At 38.2% G+C, this 21,781-nt stretch carries 18 protein-coding genes; 13 read left to right on the forward strand and 5 right to left on the reverse strand.

The annotated features are described in order from the left end of the window. Positions 1-138: 138 nt before the first annotated feature. The 5 genes from DW000_RS08555 (at position 139) to DW000_RS08575 (ending at position 7,081) form a co-directional block, all read left to right on the forward strand. On the forward strand, positions 139-1,707 hold the full coding sequence (locus DW000_RS08555) for an ABC transporter substrate-binding protein (RefSeq protein WP_024061596.1): 1,569 nt from the start codon (positions 139-141) through the stop codon (positions 1,705-1,707). 12 nt (positions 1,708-1,719) lie between these two features. Next, positions 1,720-2,517 (forward strand): ABC transporter ATP-binding protein, encoded by a 798-nt coding sequence (locus DW000_RS08560; protein WP_024061595.1) that lies wholly within the window; start codon positions 1,720-1,722, stop codon positions 2,515-2,517. Next, complete coding sequence (locus tag DW000_RS08565) at positions 2,510-3,325, forward strand: dipeptide/oligopeptide/nickel ABC transporter ATP-binding protein (RefSeq protein ID WP_120056039.1); 816 nt, start codon at positions 2,510-2,512, stop codon at positions 3,323-3,325. The genes DW000_RS08560 and DW000_RS08565 overlap by 8 nt, the downstream gene beginning before the upstream one ends. 384 nt (positions 3,326-3,709) lie before the next feature. After that, positions 3,710-5,263 carry an ABC transporter substrate-binding protein gene (locus tag DW000_RS08570; RefSeq protein ID WP_120056041.1) on the forward strand — a complete coding sequence of 518 codons (1,554 nt, stop codon included), beginning with the start codon at positions 3,710-3,712 and terminating at the stop codon, positions 5,261-5,263. Between the two features lie 261 nt (positions 5,264-5,524). Beyond that, positions 5,525-7,081: an ABC transporter substrate-binding protein gene (locus DW000_RS08575; RefSeq protein ID WP_120056043.1), complete on the forward strand. Its 1,557-nt coding sequence runs from the start codon at positions 5,525-5,527 to the stop codon at positions 7,079-7,081. A 67-nt stretch (positions 7,082-7,148) separates the two neighbouring features. On the opposite strand, the gene DW000_RS08580 is transcribed toward DW000_RS08575, so the two are convergent. After that, positions 7,149-8,078, reverse strand: a complete 930-nt coding sequence (locus DW000_RS08580; RefSeq protein WP_004695044.1) for a DUF3829 domain-containing protein — start codon at positions 8,076-8,078, stop codon at positions 7,149-7,151. A gap of 314 nt (positions 8,079-8,392) precedes the next feature. On the opposite strand from DW000_RS08580, the gene DW000_RS08585 reads away from it, so the two are divergent. The 7 genes from DW000_RS08585 to DW000_RS08615 all read left to right on the forward strand — a co-directional run bounded on the left by DW000_RS08585 (position 8,393) and on the right by DW000_RS08615 (position 15,665). Beyond that, on the forward strand, positions 8,393-11,296 hold the full coding sequence (locus tag DW000_RS08585; protein ID WP_120056045.1) for a DEAD/DEAH box helicase: 2,904 nt from the start codon (positions 8,393-8,395) through the stop codon (positions 11,294-11,296). A gap of 8 nt (positions 11,297-11,304) precedes the next feature. Continuing rightward, positions 11,305-11,709, forward strand: coding sequence for a (deoxy)nucleoside triphosphate pyrophosphohydrolase (locus DW000_RS08590; RefSeq protein WP_120056047.1), 405 nt, complete (start codon positions 11,305-11,307; stop codon positions 11,707-11,709). A 185-nt stretch (positions 11,710-11,894) separates the two neighbouring features. Next, a complete protein-coding gene (locus DW000_RS08595; protein WP_120056049.1) occupies positions 11,895-12,713 on the forward strand; it encodes a sulfurtransferase in 819 nt (272 codons plus the stop codon). 13 nt (positions 12,714-12,726) lie between these two features. Then, the gene (locus DW000_RS08600; protein WP_008602417.1) at positions 12,727-12,954 is read left to right on the forward strand and encodes a hypothetical protein; all 228 of its coding nucleotides are present in this window, start codon (positions 12,727-12,729) and stop codon (positions 12,952-12,954) included. Positions 12,955-13,091: 137 nt separating this feature from the next. Continuing rightward, the gene (locus DW000_RS08605) at positions 13,092-13,847 is read left to right on the forward strand and encodes an exodeoxyribonuclease III (protein WP_004695049.1); all 756 of its coding nucleotides are present in this window, start codon (positions 13,092-13,094) and stop codon (positions 13,845-13,847) included. Between the two features lie 165 nt (positions 13,848-14,012). Next, positions 14,013-14,702: a 7-cyano-7-deazaguanine synthase QueC gene (gene queC, locus DW000_RS08610; RefSeq protein ID WP_120056051.1), complete on the forward strand. Its 690-nt coding sequence runs from the start codon at positions 14,013-14,015 to the stop codon at positions 14,700-14,702. Between the two features lie 471 nt (positions 14,703-15,173). Then, positions 15,174-15,665, forward strand: a complete 492-nt coding sequence (locus DW000_RS08615; protein ID WP_120056053.1) for a QueT transporter family protein — start codon at positions 15,174-15,176, stop codon at positions 15,663-15,665. A 121-nt stretch (positions 15,666-15,786) separates the two neighbouring features. Here the strand turns inward: DW000_RS08615 and DW000_RS08620 are convergent, their stop codons facing one another. From DW000_RS08620 to ispE, 4 genes are all read right to left on the reverse strand, one after another. Then, on the reverse strand, positions 15,787-17,043 hold the full coding sequence (locus DW000_RS08620; RefSeq protein ID WP_120056055.1) for a Glu/Leu/Phe/Val dehydrogenase: 1,257 nt from the start codon (positions 17,041-17,043) through the stop codon (positions 15,787-15,789). Positions 17,044-17,395: 352 nt separating this feature from the next. Next, positions 17,396-18,856, reverse strand: a complete 1,461-nt coding sequence (locus DW000_RS08625; RefSeq protein ID WP_120056057.1) for an alanine/glycine:cation symporter family protein — start codon at positions 18,854-18,856, stop codon at positions 17,396-17,398. 135 nt (positions 18,857-18,991) lie between these two features. Further along, entirely contained in the window at positions 18,992-19,684 is a 693-nt protein-coding gene (locus DW000_RS08630; protein WP_004697535.1) for a GntR family transcriptional regulator, read from the reverse strand. Next, complete coding sequence (ispE, locus tag DW000_RS08635; RefSeq protein WP_120056059.1) at positions 19,681-20,577, reverse strand: 4-(cytidine 5'-diphospho)-2-C-methyl-D-erythritol kinase; 897 nt, start codon at positions 20,575-20,577, stop codon at positions 19,681-19,683. Before ispE ends, DW000_RS08630 begins: the two co-directional genes overlap by 4 nt. 205 nt (positions 20,578-20,782) lie before the next feature. On the opposite strand from ispE, the gene DW000_RS08640 reads away from it, so the two are divergent. After that, entirely contained in the window at positions 20,783-21,727 is a 945-nt protein-coding gene (locus DW000_RS08640; protein WP_120056061.1) for a YitT family protein, read from the forward strand. Positions 21,728-21,781: the final 54 nt, after the last annotated feature.

Genomic DNA, 21,781 nt, shown 5'->3' on the forward strand with positions numbered 1-21,781 from the left:
CATAAATTTGAATCTTTATCTAGTGAAAGTTTCATTATGACTGGTAAGAAATTATGGTTTTTCCATCACAACTATTTTAGATAGTGATGATGTTAAATGTTTTTATGTTTTACATGTAGTTGTAAAAGGAGATTTTACATGAAAAAATCTTGGAAAAAGGCCCTATTAGCAGGTCTTAGTATTGTAATGATGGGTTCCTTCATAGCTGGTTGTGGGTCTGATAATAATGGTGCTGCTAACAAAGATGTATTAAAAGTAGGCGTTACTAACTTCGCATCCACATTAGAACCTACAGAAAACTTCTTCGCATGGGTTGTAATGCGCTATGGTGTAGGTGAAACATTGGCTAAGTTTGACGAACAAATGAAACCTCAACCATGGATTGCATCTAAATGGGAAGTATCCCCAGACCATAAAACGTGGACTTTCACAATCAATGATAAGGTGAAATTCTCCAATGGTAAAAAAGTTGATGCAGCAGCTGTAAAGGCGTCTATTGAACGTGCTTTTGCAAAGTCTAATCGTGCGAAAACATTCTTCGAATATGACTCTATGGAAGCTAATGGTCAACAATTAGTTATTCATACAACAAAAGAATATCCTAATATGCCTGGCCTTTTAGCGGATCCGTTGTTCCTAATCGTTGACGTTCAAGCTGAAAAAGATGGCCGTAACTTTGCGAAGGAAGGTCCTATCGGTACAGGCCCATATGTAGTTAAATCCTTCACTAAAGAACGTGCTGAAATGGCTGCGAACGAAAACTACTGGGATGGTACAGTACCATTTAAAACTGTAGAAATTCCTTCCATCGATGACCCTAATACGCGTGCTTTGAGCTTACAATCTGGCGACGTAGATATGGCTGTTAACATCGGTCCTGGTGAAATTGGTTTATTCCAAGGCAATGATAAATTCAAAGTAGATGAAATCGCATCTCTTCGTGTCGTATTGGCCCGTATTAATCAAAAAGGTATTCTTGGGGATGACAAAGTTCGTGCTGCAGTTATCTCTGCAACAGACCGTAAAAACTATGCTGATGTATTGTTAAAAGGTACATTCATTCCTGGTTCCGCTCCAATTCCACCATCCATGGACTATGGTTTCAAAGACTTGAAAGATCCAAATGCATATAATCCTGAACGCGCTAAACAATTGTTAGCAGAAGATGGCTGGAAAGATACAGATGGCGATGGCATCCTTGATAAAGATGGCAAACCATTAACATTCAACTTCGTAGTATATAACTCTCGTGCAGAATTACCACTTTATGCAGAGGCTGTTCAAGCAGACCTTAAAAAGGTTGGCATCGATATGAAAATCAAAACAGTTGACTATAACTTGATCGATAAAATGGGTCAAGAAGGCGACTATGATATGCTTATCTCCAATATCGTAACAGCTAATACAGGCGATCCAATCTGGTTCTTGGCTAACTACTGGCACACTAATAACAATGGTTCCAACCCTCAAAATGGTTCTGGTTACTCCAATCCACAAGTTGACCAATTGTTAGATGCAGCTGAAACTGAATTCGACCCAGCAAAACGTCGTGATTATGCAATCCAAATTCAACAATTGTTGATGAATGATGGCGCTGCATTATTCTTAGGTTACCCTAAAACTAATATCGTTACAGGTTCTTACTTGAAAGGTGCTGTAATGTACCCAAGTGATTACTACTGGATTACTAACAAAATTACAAAATAGTGAGGAGCTATAATGGCAGAAAACATACTAACTGTAGAAAACCTTAACATTGCGTACCAAGGTGTGCCTGCTGTTATGGATGTGAACTTTACCTTGGAACGCGGTAAGGTATTAACCATCGTAGGTGAGTCCGGATCCGGTAAAACTACCGTGATCCGGGCCCTCATGGGTTTATTGCCTGTAGGTGGTGAGGTAACAGAGGGTACAATGCTCTTTAATGGTCATGACCTTCGTACCCTATCTAAGTCTGAATGGAGATCCATACGTGGCAAAGACATAGCCATGATTTTCCAAGATAGTGGTAGTGCATTGGATCCTATTGTTCGCATTGGTAAACAGTTTAGAGAGTTGTTTACATCTCATATTGAAATCTCCAATGATGAATGTGATCGACGAGCCATTGAGTTATTGGAATCCGTAGCCTTACCTAATTGTGCAGATATCTTGCGCCGTTATCCTCATGAGTTATCTGGTGGTCAACGCCAACGTGTGGGTATTGCCATGGCATTAGCTTTGGACCCAGCATTACTCATTGGTGATGAACCTACATCTGCTCTGGATGTAACAACACAATCTCAAGTGGTTATGCAAATGCTTGAACTAGCTAAAGAGCATAATTCAGCAATTGTAATGGTTACGCATAACCTTGGTGTAGCAGCGTATATGTCCGATTATATCATTGTTATGAAAAAGGGCCGTGTTGTAGATGCTGGTACTCCGCAAGATATTTTGGAAAATCCATCTAATGAATATACAAAACAATTAAAAGACGCTGTGCCAACATTGGGAGGAGGTCGTTACATTGACTAATTATGCAGTAGAAATTAAGAATGTATATAAACGATTCCCACTTCCTACTGGTGGTGAGCTTGAAGCATGTAAGGATATTAATATAACTCTCGAAAAAGGTCAGTCCCTTGGGATTGTAGGGGAATCTGGCTCTGGGAAAACAACATTGGTTCGTATGATCATGAAAATGCTTCCTATTACGGAAGGCGAGATTTATGTAGATGGTGTAGAGATTCAACATATGAATTCTGAACAAACGAAAGAATATCGTAAAAAGATTCAAATGGTATTCCAAGATCCATCTGCAGCTTTTAACCCACGTATGAAGGTTAAAGATATCATTCTTGAGCCACTTTATAATTTTGGTCTTCTTGAAAAGGGAAAAGAAGAGCAAATCGCAGGTGACTACCTGGAAATGGTAGATTTATCTCGCGAGTTTATGCATCGCTATCCTCATGAAATGTCTGGTGGTCAACGCCAACGTGTTGCCATTGCTCGTGCTATCGTTTTAGAGCCCGAAATCCTCGTATTAGACGAGGCTACTAGTGCTCTAGATGTATCCGTACAAGACTCCATTGCGTACCTTTTGGCGCGTTTACAAAAAAAGAAAAATTTAACATACCTATTTATTGCTCATGATATTGCCTTTATTCGTACGATGTGCCACAAGGTGGTCGTAATGTACAAAGGTGCTATCGTTGAAGAACTAGATGCTTTCCACTTGGCGGATGCAAAACATCCATATACAAAGGTTTTATTGAGCTCCATCTTTGAAATTGGTCAAGATCATAAGCCACTTACCTTGGATGAGGCTGCATTAGAAGCTTAGAGAGCTTGTTTTAAAACTTTTAAAAGTATAGCTTTGAAACGTAGAGGCTTAGAGCGGATAGGTAAACTTAAAATAGCAGTTAGTTTCAAGACTAACTGCTATTTTTTTATGTATAGTTAAGATATGAAATTTTTTAATAGATATATTGAAATGTTTCTCAAATTATACATTGTGTTAACACCTAATCTATAGTATAGTTGACTGTATGAAATATACCCCTATGGGTATAATAAGATGTGCTCATATGAAGTGATGTACATAGATTCTCTCTATATTAACTATTGTAAAAGCAGGTTATATTTACTAGATTATGTTAATACAAAACATAGTGAGTATCTGAGCATAAATAGATAGTTAATGTGTGTAGAAAGGTTAGGTGTATAAATGAAAGGATTACGCAAGGCTTTACTAATAGGTATGACCCTTGGTGTGACTATGCTCGGGACTATTGGTTGTATGAATCAAGATTCTGCTTCATCTAATGATGTATTAAAGGTAGGGGCTATTAGTTTTGCTGGCACATTAGAACCAACGGAAAATTATTTTAGTTGGGCCGTTGTACGATTTGGTATAGGTGAAACGCTTATCAAGTTTGATGATCAAATGAAAGCAACGCCTTGGCTTGCCACCTCTTGGAAGCAAGGTGATGACAAGTTAACATGGACTTTCACCATCAATGATAAAGTTAAATTCTCAAATGGTAATAGTTTGACAGCTGAGGCGGTAAAAGCATCTTTAGAACGAACTTTTGCTAAAAGTAAACGAGCAAAAACGTTCTTTAACTATACAGAAATTACTGCTAACGGTCAGGAGTTGACCATCAAGACTGACAAGGAATATTATAATTTGCCCAACTTGTTAGGAGATCCATTGTTTTTGATTATGGATGTGACAGCAGAGGCGAATGGTCGTGATATTGCAAAGGAAGGTCCTATTGGTACTGGTCCATATGTAGTATCCTCTTTCACAAAAGAGCGTGCTGAACTAAAACGTAATGATAATTACTGGGATGGTAAAGCAGGCTTTGCCAAGGTTGAGATCCCTTCCATTAATGATGCGAATACGCGTGCTATGGCATTACAATCTGGTGATGTAGATATGGCTATTAGCATTGGACCTGGTGAATATAGTATCTTCCAAAATGATAAGAACTTCACAATCTATGAAATGTCTTCATTGCGTGACGTATTTGTTCGTATGGGGCAAAAGGGGAAACTACGAAATCCAAATCTTCGTGCAGCCCTCATTGCAGCGGCAGACCGCGAGTCTTATGCGAAAAATCTCATGAAAGATACGTTCGTAGCTGGTAAGGCTCCATTGCCACCATCCATCGATTATGGCTTTAACCAATTGCGCGATCCTAATAAATATAATGTAGAGCGCGCTAAAGAATTATTAAAACGTGAAGGCTATGAAGATACGAATGGCGATGGCATTGTCGATAAAGATGGTGAAAACCTCGTACTTGATTTTTATGCCTATACAACTCGTCCTGAATTGCCATTATATGCGGAAGCATTGCAAGCGGACTACAAAAAAATCGGTGTAGATTTACGAATTAAAATCGTAGATTATGCGGTTATCGACACATTATCTCAATCTGGTGATTATGATATGATTATCTCCAGTGTTGTAACCGCTAATACGGGTCAACCAGTATGGTTCTTGAAACAATATTGGGGTACAGGCGTTGAAACTAATGGCTCTGGCTTCTCTAATCCTCGTTTCGATGAATTGTTGGCTCTTGGTGAAAGCAGTAGCGACCCAGTGGTGCGTCGTAATGCTGTTATCAATGCCCAACAACTGATGTTAGATAACGCTGTAGCATTATTCCTTGGGTATCCTAAAATTAATATTGTAGGTAATAAACATATTGATGGTATCAAGATAACACCGTCTGAATATTACATTATTACAAAAGATTTGAAACGTAAATAATAGAATCTAATTAACTAGTACTTATGCTACTATTGGGGCTATTACATAAAGCAGTAAAGCTATATATTATGTAATAGCCCTTTTTGTACCTTTAATACTTTATTTAATAAGTATTTTGAAAACTTAACGATTCAAGTTGGCTATGATTCTATAAATAGTTCTCATTTGTAAGGATAAATACTATAGATTATAGTATTTAGTATTAATATATTTATATATCAATATTTTTTGGAGAAATTAAACATATAGTTGGAGGTTGACATGAGGTTAAAAAAGTATTCATTATTGGGGATGTGTATTCTATTGGCGGGTACTCTAATATTTTCTGGATGTGGAAAAGACACCAATAAGGACACATTAAAAGTAGGAGCTATGTCTTATGCAGAGACTTTAGAACCTACTGAGAATTACTTTAGTTGGGGAATTGTGCGATATGGTATAGGGGAGAATCTTGTTAGATTTGATGACTCTATGAAACCACAACCATGGATTGCTTCTTCTTGGTCAGTAGGAGATGATTATAAGACTTGGACTTTTGTTATTAATGATAAGGTCAAGTTTTCTAATGGACGTAAGGTTACGGCACAAGCTGTTAAGGAATCGCTTGAACGTGCATTTCAAAAGAGTAAACGTGCAAAATCCTTTTTTTCTTATGACTTAATGGAAGCAAATGGACAGACTTTAACTATTCGTACTGATAAGGTATATCCCAATTTGCCTGGATTATTAGGTGATCCTTTATTCTTGATTGTAGACGTTCAATCAGAACGTGATGGACGTGATTTTAGTAAAGAGGGGCCTATTGCGACGGGTCCATATGTGCCTATATCTTTTACTAAAGATCGTATTGAGTTAGATAGAAATGAAAATTATTGGGACGGTGATGTTGGGTTTAAACATGTAGTTGTGGACTCTATTAATGATGTGAATACTCGTGCCATGGCATTACAAGCTGGCGATATTGATATGGCCGTTAATATTGCTGCCGGTGAGTATGGATTATTTAAAGATAGTAATGACTATATCATTGAAGAAACTCCTTCATTGCGTGTTGTTATGGTTCGTATGAACCACAATGGATACTTGAATGATATTAATGTAAGACGTGCTTTAGTGGCGGGGGCAGATCGTGAGAATTATGCAAAAAAACTATTTAAAGATACTTTTGTAGCAGGGAGAACTCCGTTGCCACCAAGTTTAAATTATGGATATAATGACATTAAAATTCCTGAAACATATAATGTAGAACGTGCAAAATCTTTGTTGGCACAGTCTGGATGGATAGATACTGATGGAGATGGTTATGTAGATAAGGATGGTAAGAAATTACGACTTAACTTCTATACCTACACATCTAGACCTGAGGTTATCTTATATGCAGAAGCATTGCAGGTTGATTATAAAAAAATTGGTATAGATGTTAATGTAGAGATTGTTGATTCTAGTGTAGTTGATAAGGTAACACGTTCTGGTGAATATGACTTGGCAATAACTAGTGTGTCAACTGCTAGCACTGGTAGTCCTGTATGGTTCTTAAAACAATATTGGGGTACAAATATTGATGGTTCTAATCCAACTAATGTGTCTGGTTTTAGTAATCCTAAATATGATGAACTACTTGCTTTGGCAGAAACAACTATAGATGATACACAACGTTATAATGCCATTGTGAAAGCCCAAGAAATATTGTTAGATGATAGTGCATCATTATTCTTAGGATATCCAAAAATTAATATGATTTGTAAAAGCTATATAAAGGGGCTTAAGATTTCGCCAAGCGAATATTACATCATTACGAAAGACTTGAAAAGGGAATAAAGTTTGTTGCTTACATAAAAATAAAAGGACTAGCTCGCATGGGCTAGTCCTTTGTGTTATCTAAATATTATTTTTTTTCTGTTACATCTAAGTCTGCCATGTTAACTGCATTGGCCTTGCCAATCATTTTATTATACTTGGTAAATAATTGCGTATAAGCTTCGCCATAAGATGAGTTGATAATAATGTAGTTGCGTGCCTCTGCAACAAATTCTTTTACTGAGTCTTGATACTCTCTTACCGCATTTTGTACTTCTGGTGTAGTACCAGGTTGTAATTTATTGAGGCGTTGTGTAATTTGTTGTAAGTTTGATTCTACCTTTTGGGTGTCTGTATTCCCATCTGGATCAATAAGGTCAATAGTTTGTGCTGTTATGAGATTTATCTCTATAAAGTTAACCGCATTTTCCCGTTTTTCTCCCTGATACTCAGTCATGCGTTCGTTATAAAGCTCATTATTACGATTATCTAAAGCTAAGTCTAATGCATTGTATGTAGCGTAGAACTGTTCTGCTAAAGGTACATATTGAGCTGCTAGCTCATCGCTACCTTTATAATTATCCTTTTCATAACGACGTTCCACATAGTAAGATTGCAACTGATCAGCAATAGGAATAATTTGATCAAGTACTACGAGGACATCATTTGTTGCTTGGTTTACATCTTCGTAGGGCGTAGAACTATCTTGTTTTGCTACCTCTAATGCAGCTTTAAGTTCCTTATATTTAGGTAAGGTAATCGTCGTATTATGAGACCCATTGCGCAACTCTTCAAGAGTTGGCTGTAATTGGCTAGCATAGGCTACACTGTATGAGTTATATGCATCTAATGCAACAATATAAGGTCGTATGGCGTTGATTTTATCGTCAACGGTTGATCGATATAAAATTGTCGTTGTATTGGATGATAAGAGTGTATACACCCCATAGATCCCACCACCGATAATAGCAGCACCAAGCACAATGGCTGCTATTAACTTGATGTACCCCTTTTTCAACTGCGCACGCTCCTTGAAAACACACTAACTCTTTTGGATCCATTTGGGCAGACTAATGCCCTAAGAGTAATTATTTACATTATATCACAACTTTACGTGGCAAAAAAGACGTATAGATACGATAATTATAAGGAATAGATGAAAATGTTAGATTTGAACATGTATTTATATTTATAATTAACGATTAAACGATGAATGAGGCTGTAAGCTGTTATAAAAATATACTTTTAAAAGTAAAACTATATACTCTCTAGACGTTGCAGCTGTGGCTGGTATAATAGCAAGTATAGTATTCATTATATGGGGAGTTCGTTATGTCAGAATCGAATCATTTAATCAATTTTGCTACATCTTCGGAACTTATTGCTAATGGGGAAGGGCGTAATGTATTATCTGCCATTGAAGATGGGTTACGCAATTGTGACGAGTTTTTAATATCAGTAGCATTTATTACTCCAGAAGGCTTATTAACATTAAAACCAATTCTTAAAGAGTTAGAAGAACGTGGCGTCCGAGGACGTGTGTTAACGACGGATTATCTTGGTTTTAATAGTCCACAAGTTTTGGAAGATTTAGGGAGTTTAAATAATATTGAGTTAAAAGTGTATTGCACTACACAAGGTAGTGGTCATGGATTCCATACAAAAGGCTACATTTTTAGAAAAAATGAATCTTATCAGATTATAGTTGGTAGTTCTAATTTAACTATTAATGCATTAAAGAAAAATCGTGAATGGAATACTCGATCTGAAGCTCATTGCAGTGATACCTATGCTCGAGAAATTATGGAAGAATTTGACTTATATTGGAATTCAAAATTTTCTATTCCCTATGAAGATTTTATTCCTTGGTATAAACCAAGATGGGTACGCCCAGAGCGCACTTCACAAAAGACTGTAGCAGAGCAATTTAGAAAAATAGATTTGGTTCAATTAGAGCCTAATAGCATGCAGCAACAGTTTATTGCTAACTTTAACGAATTAAGGGCTAATAATGCTAAAAGAGGTCTTTTGATCTCTGCTACGGGTACTGGCAAGACCTATGCGGCAGCTTTTGCTATGAGAGAAATGCAGCCTAAAAGAATATTATTTTTAGTACATCGTGAACAAATTGCAAAACAAGCGATCGCTAGTTTTGCGCGGATTTATAATGATCCATCTATTACATTTGGTTTGGTCTCTGGGAATGCTAAATACTATAATGCGACTCATGTATTCTCTACAATGCAAATGATGGGTCGTAATGATGTAATGAAACAGTATGATCCAAAGGAGTTTGACTGTATTATTATTGATGAAGTACATCGTGCAGGTTCAGATAGCTATCAGCGCATTATTGAATACTTTGAGCCTCAGTTTTTATTGGGGATGACGGCTAGTCCGGAACGTACAGATGGCTATGATTTGTATGAATTATTTGACCATAATATTATTTACGAAATCCGATTGCAACAGGCTTTAGAAGAAGATTTACTATGTCCATTTCATTATTTTGGCATTAGTGATTTATGGGTGGATACGCAAGAAGATATTTCTGATATGGAGGTATCCTTTTCAAACTTGTCTACAAAAGAGCGGGTAGATAAAATTATAGAAAAGATTCGCTATTTTGGACATAGTGGTAGTCGTGTAAAGGGCCTAGTATTCTGTAGTAATCGAGTTGAGGCCAAAGCGTTGTCCGATGCTTTTAACGAGCGTGGTGTTTATCGCACTGTATGTTTAACTGGTGAAGATAGTCAAGAAACTAGGGAAATAGCAATTGCTCGATTAACGGGAACCGGTGATTATCAGGGACGTCCAGACCTGCAATTGGATTATATCTTTACCGTAGATATCTTTAATGAAGGTGTTGATATTCCAGAAATTAATCAAGTTATTATGCTACGTCAAACTGAAAGTCCGATAATTTTTATTCAACAACTCGGGCGTGGTCTTCGTAAATTTGAGGATAAAGAATATGTAGTTATATTGGATTTTATTGGGAATTATACTAATAACTTTATGATTCCATTAGCCTTATCAGGTGATAGGAGCTATAACAAGGATACTTTGCGTCGTTATGTACAAGCTGGCAATCGTATTATTCCAGGTACCTCAACTGTACATTTTGATAAAATTGCAAAACAACGCATTTATGAATCTATTGATACGGCAAAATTTTCTGATATGAAATTAATTAAAGAAGCCTATTTCAATTTACGCTTTAAATTAGGTCGTATTCCTAAAATTTCTGATTTTGCCGATCATGGTTCGATTGATGTTAGTAGAATTTTTAGTAAATTTAAGTCCTATCATCATTTCCTGATAAAGATTAAGGATAAGGACTATGATATATCCTTTACACCTGTTCAGGAGAGAATGCTGCATTTTATATCTCAGAAATTAACAACAGGTATGCGTGTTAGAGAACTTCTATTATTGCAGGCATTACTAGATGGTCGTGATGATGTGATTAATTATGTAACTGAAGAGTTACTAGATAGTTACAATGTAGACTTGTCTGAATATGGACGTATTAATCTCATTAATATGATGACAAATCAATTTGGTGTTCAAGTAGCGCAAAAGACCTTTGCTGATAGTGAATTTATTGAATTTTCCAATGGTAGTTATGGTATATCTCAACTCTTTAAACAGTCCTTAGAGGATAATAATTTTAAAGAACAAGTTCAAGAGCTCGTTGATTATGGTTTGAAGCAGTTCGATGAAAAGTATAAAGACAATATTTATGGTAATACGCCGTTTGCATTATATGAAAAATATACGTATGAACAGGTTTGCCAACTATTGGAGTGGCCTCAAAACGAAGTTCCTCTTAACATTGGGGGCTATAAATTTCATAAGGAAACTAAGACATATCCCGTTTTTATTAATTATCATAAAGCAGATGATATTCAAGATACCATTAAATACGAGGATAAATTTGAAAATCCAGGATTACTAAAAGCTATTTCTAAAAACAAACGATCCTTTACCTCTGATGATGTACAAACCGCATTTAATGCTGATGAACTAGGCGTTGCTATGTATTTATTTGTGAGAAAAAACAAGGATGATGAAGAGTCTAAAGAGTTTTACTATTTGGGACCGATTCATTCTACTGGTCAGGAAAATGCTAAAGAAATCTCCATGGCTAATGGTACTGCGGCGGTAGAATTAGAATATGTACTCGAAGTACCTGTACGGGATGATATTTATGATTATATTGTTAATGGATAAGGATATTTATGAGTGAACAACGAAAACATATTGAAGTGGTGGCAGCTATTATAAAAAAGGATAATACCATACTAGCAACTCAACGAGGCTATGGTGATCTTAAGGATGGATGGGAATTCCCGGGTGGCAAAATTGAACTAGGTGAAGCCCATGATGTAGCTCTTATTAGAGAAATCAAAGAAGAGTTAGAAGCGGATATTAACGTTCAAGAGCATATTATTACGATCGAATATACAGGTTATGAAAAGTTTGATTTAACAATGCACTGTTATTTATGTTCGTTGGAAAATGATTCTAATATTACTTTAGTAGAACATGAAGCTGCAAAATGGTTATCTAAAGATAGTTTATATTCTGTGGATTGGTTACCTGCCGATATTGATGCGGTAGATGCCATATACAAACGCTTGTAAGTTAAACATTAAATAACGTATGAGTCCCTATCTTAGATAGGGGCTTTTCGTGTTTATCTAGTTTTAATATTACGCAAATAAATAACTTTCACTATACCAAAATAAATTGTATATCCCGTTGTAGTCGTATATAATAATATTAAAAGATTTGTATTTTTCGATATAATCAAAGAAAGGAGTACAATATGTCAAATTTTATCACTCCTAAAGAATTATTAGCTTGTCTCGATGAGGTCATCATTTTAGATGCTAGAGGGTATCAAGATTATAAAAAAGGTCATATTAAGGGGGCTTATGCGGTAGATTTAGACAAGGATTTGACTGGTCCTTTAGGCGAGCATGGTGGCCGTCATCCATTGCCAGATATGGAACAGTTAGCTCATACCTTTGAGTCTTATGGCATCACTCGTAACTCAAAGGTTGTAGTATATGATTCGTGGCTATTCTTAGCGGGTCGTCTTTGGTGGACGTTACGTTACATGGGCTTAACAGATGTACGCGTTTTATCTGGTGGTATTGAACGTTGGGTTCGAGAGGGCCACCTCCTAACTAAAGAGCCGACCCCGTTACCTGCTGAACCATCTATCTTTAACTACGAGTTGCAAACGGATATGGTTATGAGTCGTGATGAGGTACTCAAGGCTAGTGAAAGCGGAGATCATGTTATTATTGATGCTCGTGCACCATTCCGTTATGATGGATCTCAAGTGGATACGATGGATGGCATGACAGGGCATATTCCTGGGGCTGTTAATCACTTTTATGAAAGTGGCTATACCGTAGATGGTCCTAAATCCTTGAAAGATTTAGAGGCTGAGTATTACAACGAAATTTACCAAAATAGGCCAGTTGTAACGTACTGTGGGTCTGGTGTGACTGCCTGCAATGCGTTGTTAACCATGAGTGAAGTAGGGCTTGAATCTGCTTTATATGTTGGTAGTTCTAGTGACTGGGTAACGTATGAAAGCTTCCCGCTTAGTACAGGTGTAGAAACATTAAACTAACTTAGGAGGGCGAATGAATCTATTAAAACAATTATTAACAGTCGTTGCCTTTGGTTATTTGTGTTATCATATCTATACCTTTGGACCTGGTATGTTTAATGTAACTGTATTAGTAATCCTTGTCTTGTCGGCGGTGGCTAACTATTTTCGTGAGAAACGTGAAAGCGATCTTAAAGCAAATGAAAATGCCCGCAAGGCTCGTGCAGAAGCAAGACATGCTAAGAAACATAAAAAGCAGTAGTATTGCTAACATATAATCTTTAGATTAGCTTACATTAAGCAAAAACTTGACGTATATTCTATGTGAAAGAGACTTTCACCAAGTTAAATACGGTGAATAGTATTAGATTGATGCGAAGTATTATAAAGGAGTAAGAATTGAAATTAATTTCTTGGAATGTAAACGGCCTCCGCGCCGCTGTAACAAAGGGATTTATGGAATCCTTTAATGAATTAGATGCAGATATTTTCTGCCTGCAAGAAACAAAATTGCAACCGGATCAAATTTCTTTGGAGTTGCCAGGGTATGAGCAATATTGGAATAGTGCAGTTAAGAAAGGCTATAGTGGCACGGCTGTATTCACGCGTATTAAGCCATTGTCCGTAACTAATGGCATCGGTATTGAAGAACACGATCAAGAGGGCCGTGTTATCACTGCTGAATACGATAATTTCTATTTGGTATGCTGTTATACACCGAATAGCCAACGTGAATTAGCTCGCCTTGATTATCGTATGACTTGGGAAGATGCATTCCGCAATTATCTACTTGAATTAGATAAGAAAAAGCCTGTCATTCTATGTGGTGATCTCAATGTAGCACACCAAGAAATTGACCTAAAAAATCCTAAGACGAACCGTAAAAATGCAGGCTTCTCCGATGAAGAGCGTGCAAAGATGACAGAACTCTTAGGGGCAGGCTTTACAGATACATTCCGTCACCTCTATCCAGATGCTATTGAGCAATACAGCTGGTGGTCCTACATGGGGAAAGCTCGTGAACGGAATACAGGATGGAGAATTGACTATTTCATCACATCCAAACGCCTTGATGATAAAATTCAAGAAGCGAAGATTCATCAACAAATCTTTGGCTCCGATCACTGTCCAGTAGAATTGGTTATTGATTTATAAAATTTCAGTGAATGTAAAAGCACAGCCTCATCTACGGATGAGGCTGTTGTGATAGCGTTAGGACTTTTACTATCGAAATAGATATATTATTGAAATATATATCTATGTTTGCATTCTTTATTTTTGAGATATTTTGAAAACTGTTATTCAGAATAAGGAGATAATATGGCTCAAAAACAAAAGGCCGTAGTTCTTTTTAGTGGTGGCGTAGATAGTACTACGTGTTTAGCCCTTGCTATTGAACGATTTGGTAAAGATAATGTAGTGCCCTTATCGATTCAATATGGTCAAAAACATAGTAAGGAATTAGAGGCTGCTACAGCTATTTTAGAGTACTACGGCATGGAAGGTAAAACGATGGACGTTGCTAAGCTATTTGCTTTTAGTAACTGCTCCTTATTAGTACAATCTAGTGAAGATATTCCGCAAGGTTCCTACAAAGAACAACAAGAGGCAGAAGGGAAGGGTACGGTAAGCACTTATGTACCGTTTAGAAATGGCCTATTCTTATCTGCGGCAGCATCCTTGGCACTATCTTTAGACTGCGGCTATATCTATTACGGTGCTCACAGTGATGACACGGCGGGTAATGCCTATCCTGACTGTACAGAACACTTCTACAAATCTATGGGCGACGCTATCTTTGAAGGATCCGGTAAAGAATGCTCCTTAGAAGCACCTTTTATTAACTCCAACAAAGCTGACATCGTAAAAGAAGGCCTACGCCTCAACGTACCATACCACTTAACCTGGTCTTGCTACGAAGGCGGAGACAAACCATGCGGACACTGCGGTACCTGCATCGACAGAGCTAAAGCCTTCCACGCAAACGGAGTCGAAGACCCAGCACTATAATACCCATAAACTGGCTTAGACAAGCAGTCGCCTTTTAGGTGGCTACTTTATATATATTCTAATAGAGTAGCATGTATATGTAATTCAAGGCGGACTTGTACGTCACTAGTATTAGGGTATAAGTAGAGTTGCTAAATTTGAAGTGGTGGCAGATACCTTTTCAAAGAGCGACTTTGGCAGGTCAAGGCCCTAGGCCGATGACCGGTTCGCCAGTGGAGCGATGAGGAAAGGTATCTGCCACCACCCCCACCTTACAATCTTGATACTAATCGTAGATGATCCTACAAGTCTGCCTTAATCCCAATTAATTGCGAAAATATTAGATATATGATATATTAGTACTGCCTAAAGGCGACAACTAAATAAGACAGTTTGAAACCATCCTGTCTCTAAACAAAACTACGGAAATTCATAAGCATTGTAAGCATGGTAGTTTTGCCATGCTTTTTTTATTTTGAGGAGGTGAGTGTTATGATTTCTACACGCAAATTGACTATTTCTGCCATGGTTGTGGCATTGTACATCGTTGTATTGTATGTAACGCAAAGCGTTTCCTTCGGGGCGTATCAAATTCGTATAGCAACATCATTATATGCACTTGCTTATGCCTTTCCGTTCTTGGTGATTCCCATGGGGATTGGTAACCTCATTTCTAACTTCCTATTCGGCGGTCTTGGTATTTTCGATATGATAGGGGGCTTTGGTGTCGGTGTAGTAACAACAGGCATCATTGTAGGTATGCGTAAGCTTGGCTTCAGTGCTTGGTGGGCAATGCTTCCAATTGTTTTTGTGCCTGCGTTATGTGTGCCATTGTGGCTTAGCCCATTACTTGGGCTACCGTACTGGCTATTAGTGTTGAATCTTATCGTTGGTCAAACCATTCCAGCTATTCTTGGTTCTGTATTGGTGAAAGCCTTGATCAGTCGTCCTAGCATGGCTGCCTTATTAGGTGCTTTCAAATAAAACTAAAGAGAGGGCATTAATTTCCATTCATATGGAGCATTAACGAATACAAATAAAAAGGCGTAAGCTCACATTGAGCTTACGCCTTTTTTATGGCTAAAATGTATGGAGGTATAGGAGTTTAGCAGTTATAGCCACGCCATCTAATTTCGACTACGAGGCGTTCAAGAGCAACCATGTACGCTGCTTGACGAGGAGGTACATTGTATTTATGTTGCATTTCCCAGACAGCTTCGAAGCTATTTTGCATATTCTTAGTTAATCTTTCATTAACTTCTTCTTCAGTCCAGTAGAAGCTTGCTTTATTTTGTACCCATTCATAATAGGATACAACTACGCCGCCACCGTTAGCAAGAACGTCAGGGATGATGTCGATGCCTTTTTCATAGAAGTATTTATCCGCATCATTAGTAGTAGGGCCATTAGCGCCTTCCAAGATGATCTTAGCTTGGATATTTTCCATGTTGTCTTTGTTTAATTGGTTCTCAAGGGCTGCCATGTATAATACATCAACTGGTTGAGCCAATAACTCTTGAGGTCCAATTGTAGTCATGCCTGGTTCGCTGTAACCTTCGAGGGAACGACCATGGGAGTTAGCATATTCGTATGCTTTTTCAACATCGAGACCGTTAGGGTTGTAGATGTTAACGCTTACGTCGCCGATAGCCACAACTTTTGCACCTGCTTGTGCAATGAGACGAGCACCTACGGAACCTACGTTACCAAAGCCTTGAACTGCAACAGTAAGGTTTTTGATATCCAAGTTTTTCTTAGCGAGGTAGCTTTGCAATGCGATGAGGCAACCGCGACCAGTCGCTTCATTACGGCCTAAGGAACCGCCTACTTCGATTGGTTTACCTGTAACGATACCTGGGCTCCATTCACCTTTTAATGTGCTGTATTCGTCAGCAATCCAGCTCATGATTTGAGCATTCGTATTTACGTCTGGTGCAGGAACGTCTGTATTAACACCGATGATAGGTGCAATACGGCGTACGAAGTTACGAGTTAAGCGTTCTAATTCACGAGGGTTTAAAGTTTTAGGATCGACTTTGATGCCGCCTTTACCACCGCCATAAGGAATGTTAGCGATAGCATTTTTAATAGTCATCCAAGCCGCAAGTGCACGCACTTCGTTTTCGTCAGAATCAGGATGGAAGCGAAGACCGCCTTTAGCACTACCACGCAATGTGCAATGTTGGCAACGATAACCTTCGTATACGCGAACTTCACCATTGTCGAGCTGAAGAGGAACTGCTACTTTTAGTTCCCGTTCTGGGTGACGTAACACTTCGTATTCACTACGAGTATAGCCGAGCTTTTCAGCTGCTACGTCTAACGTGTTTAACATGTTTTCATATGGGTTATAACCGCTCATAATTACCTCCTGGATAATAGAGTAAATTAATAGTTTAATTAGTGCTAATTTTATCGCATATTTAAGTATTCGACATTGTAAACAGAATACCCTTTATATTTTCATAAATATATTCTATAGTTTTTGACCGTTGAAAGTTGTAAGAATATAGATAATTACTATGATCTTTATCACAGTACAATCTGCTGGTGAACAATATTTTTATCTATGAAAATGGATACTTTTACAAAAAAATAAAGATCTATATTCTGAAAAATATAGACCTTTATGTATGTACTAATAAACTATTTTAAAGATTATACAAAAAAGACTGGTGAAAGATACTTTCACCAGCCTCATGCATCGATATATTTTATTTTTCCACAGTATCTTCAATCGGAGTAGGAGGTACGGAGGAGTCCGTAGTTTGACCATCACCCCACCATACGATGCCGTACGTGTGATTTAGAATAGAACGGTTAAATACTGGCGTTTCAATACCTGACTTACGTTGTTTAATATAGTCATCAAGGGCAAGACCTGCTGTGCGCCCCATACGTACGATGGAACTTACGTTAGTTAATACTAAGAAAGCCATGAATAAATCGGCTAGATTCCATACAAGATCTAGAGAGGCAATAGAGCCCACAAATGTCATAAGAATTACGCCAATACGGAACAAATGTAGGTAGAATCGTTTATTTGTTAAGTGGCTAATATTGATTTCACCGTAGTAATAGTTACCAATTAAGGAACTAAAGGAGAACATAACAATGAAAATGGCTACGGCTGTAGGAGCCCAAGAACCAAGCTGTTGAGCTAGGTTATGTTGTACAAGAGCAATACCTGTTAGACCTGTAGTGCTGTAATCACCCACGATGAGTACGATGAAAGCAGAAGCTGTACAAATGATGAAAGTATCAAGAAATACGCCGAATGCTTGTACAAGCCCTTGTTCCACAGGGTGGTTAACAGCTGCAGTAGCGGCCGCGTTTGGAACAGAACCCTCACCGGCCTCGTTAGAGAAGAGCCCCCGTTTGATACCATTCATGACAGTAGCGCCTAATAAGCCACCACCTGCTGCAACAGGCTCGAATGCGGAGGAGAAAATAGTATAGATTACATGTGGGAATTGGGTGATATTCATAATTACCACGAATAATGCAGTAGCAATGTATAGAATCGCCATGATAGGAACGATGATTTCAGATGCTTTTGCAACGCGGTTGATACCACCGAAAATGATAATGCCAAGAAGGACTGCCACTACGGCACCTGTATAGGATACATCAAGGTTAAAAACCTGGAGAGATGCAGCCAATGTATTGGCTTGTACAGAATTGTAAATCCAGCCATAGGTAATACTGATTAAGATAGCGAATAGAACAGATAATGCTTTATTGTTTAGACCATAGCGAATGTAGTAAGCTGGTCCACCGTAGAAACCGCCTTTAGAGACAGGCTCTTTGTAGATTTGTGCCAATGTAGATTCGATGAAGCCAGTGGCAGCACCTATGAGTGCGATAACCCACATCCAGAAAATAGCACCAGGACCACCAAGTACAACGGCAATCGCTATACCTGCGATGTTACCAACACCTACACGAGATGCGGTACTAACACAGAACGCTTGAAATGAAGATACATGGTTTTTTTCTGTAGAACTACCTGCGCCGTTAATCACGAGGCGAATCATTTCTTTAATCATGCGAATTTGTACAAAATTCGTTGTCATGGTAAAGAAGAGACCTGCACCGATGAGAATAAAAATGATGAAATAACTCCATAAATAATTGTTTATGGTAGATATAGCATCATTGAGCATTGCTTCCATAAAAACTCCCTTTCCTATAAAAAATTCATATAATAATCAATGATATTGTATCAATTTCTATAGACTATGTAAAACAAAAATCCTTCACAAATAGGAAGGATTTTTACTTTATATAATATTTTTGTAGGATGTTTTTTATGCTTTAGTAAATTCTTGCGATTCTTCCATTCCTTGCAACAAGGTTTGTTCGGAATGTTCCATGTGAATTCGAGCTAGTTTTCGAGCTTGCGCTGCATTGTGAGAGGCAATGGCTTCTACTAATTGGCGATGCTCCTCCCAAGTTTTTCTAAGTCGACCTGGTTGGTTCATAGAAAAACTGCGGAAGCGGTAGGTTTGCTCTCGCAAGTTGTGAACGATATCTGCTAATCTTTCGTTACGAGAAGCGCGGTAGAGGACTTCGTGGAACTCTACATCCGCAGCGACGACGGATTCCATATTTTTGTTTTCCATATGATCGCCGATTTCTACGAGCATTCTCTCTAAGGTTTCGATTTCCTCTTCCGTAATGCGTTCTGCCGCAAGGCCTGCTGCAAGTTCTTCAAGGGCAGAGCGGATTTCAAATACTTGCGTAATATCCTTTAAAGAAATATTGGCAACGTAGGTACCGCGACGGGGAACCATAACGACAAAGCCTTCTAGTTCCAGTTTGCGTATGGCTTCACGAATTGGGGTACGACTTACGCCCAACTCTTCGGCGAGAGGGATTTCCATAAGACGTTCCCCGGGTTTTAACACTCCATCTTGGATGGCTTGGCGCAATGTTTCACTTACAACTTCTCTTAGTGGTTTATACGCATCGAGTCGTATAGGTTGTAACCGTTTTGTCATACTAAGTCCTCCTGTGTACATGTTTTAGTAATGAGTGATAGCCAATCGTGATCAGCTGCTTTGATTTCTTCTTGCAACTGCAAGGCTTCCATTGGTTTGTTGAGTAATACCACCATTGTAGGACCACTGCCTGTCATGATGGTTGGGTAACCACGACTAGTGAAGAACTCCTTACATACTATTAGTTCCTCGTGATCTGGGAATAATAATTCCTCGAATGTATTAGCACTACTGGTGAAAGCAGATTGTAAATCATTATTCTTAAGATGATTCAGAACGGTATCGATTGTTTTTGTGGTGGCTTTAGATTTACCGCTGAAACGACCATAAGCAACCGCTGTAGAAATAGATACCTTTGGCTTTACTAATAATAGCCAATGTGCTTCTGGCGATTGACTATAGGTTAACACTTCACCACGACCTGTTCCGCGAGCTGTACCACCTTGTAGTAGGAACGGTACATCAGATCCGAGTGAGGTACCGATGTTTAAAAGTTCCTCTTGCGTAAGACGTAAGTCCCAGAAGCGGTTGAGGCCTAATAACATGGCAGCTGCGTCTGCACTACCGCCACCAAGACCGGCTTGAACGGGAACTCGTTTTAGGAGGTGGATGGCAGCACCGGCTTTACAACCCGTATAGGCCTGTATGGCGCGTAAAGCTTTGAGTGCGAGATTATCTTCTCCATAGCTTACGAGCTTTTGCATGTAATCGGGCAATTCGGGAGCGCCACCAGAAAATACTACGGAATGATGCTTAGCGAAATAAATAGAATCACTAAGGCGAATCGATTGAAATATGGAATCGATGTTGTGGTATCCATCGTCACGCTTACCTGTAATAGCAAGCCCAATATTAATTTTGCTGCAACCGAGTTGCTCAAAACTTTTACTCATAATAGCCTCGTTTGTAATGTACAAATTATATGCAGTTAATATGTTTATTTTATACTGTTATAAAGTGATTGAAAATAACCATTAAGTGGTTTATGATGATTTTGTATATACCTGTTGTTTGATTATTAAAAGCATTGTAAACAGCGTATGTTTTAATTAGTTCATTATAGAATATTTATAGTGAAATGGCAATTTGGAGGGAGCTATGTTCGCCAAGTATAAAGATGTTGTCTATCAATGTGTCATAGTTGCTATTGGTTGTGCAATTTTTGGTGCTGGTCTAGACGCCTTTGTACTACCTCATAAACTGGTTAGTACTGGTATTAGTGGGGTAGGATTGATTCTGTATTATCTAACGGGATTATCCGTTGGTTCTTGGAACGTTATTTTGAACGTCCCTATCTTTTGGGCTGCTTGGAAGTGGCTTGGCAAACGTGTTGTACTTAATACCTTGTATGGCACGCTCATGCTATCGTGGATGATTGATCTGTTTAGTTTCTTACAATATAACATGATTATTAAGGATCCACTACTCAGTTCTATGATGGCGGGTATCACAACTGGACTGGGGCTTGGTATCGTCTACCGTGTAGGTGGTAATACAGGTGGCCTTGATCCAATTGCACTTATCGTTCGCAAATATTATGGTCTTCAAATGGGATCTATTAATAGTGCCATCAATTGTGCTATCCTCTTAGTTGCTGTCGGCGTTGTTGGACTTGAAGCGGTAGCCGTAACTCTTATCAGTGTGTATGTATATACTATTATTACAAATAAGGTGGTAATTGGTTTTAATCAACGTAAAGTTGCTTTTATTATTACCTATCGGACTGATGAAGTATGTGAATGTATCATCAATAAAGTCGGTCGTGGTGCTACCATTATTAATGGTATTGGTGCCTATACACGGACGCCTAAGCAGATTGTGATGGTTGCAGTTAACTTGCTGCAGGTAAATAAATTGAAAGAGGTTATTCAAGAAGCGGACCCAAATGTGTTTATTTTGATTACTGATGCTCAAGAGGTTATCGGTCAAGGTTTTACTCAACCTATTGTTCCTGCGGAAATATCTAATCAGCTAAAATCACAAGATATAACTACCGAAGCGAACAATAATGTTGTAATAGATGAAAATAGTTGTAACAGATAAAAATAAAGAATTATGATAAAATCTCTGGCTGTTGTCATCTTATATTAATTATGT

Source organism: Veillonella sp. AF36-20BH (assembly GCF_003602765.1).
GTDB lineage: Bacteria > Bacillota > Negativicutes > Veillonellales > Veillonellaceae > Veillonella > Veillonella hominis.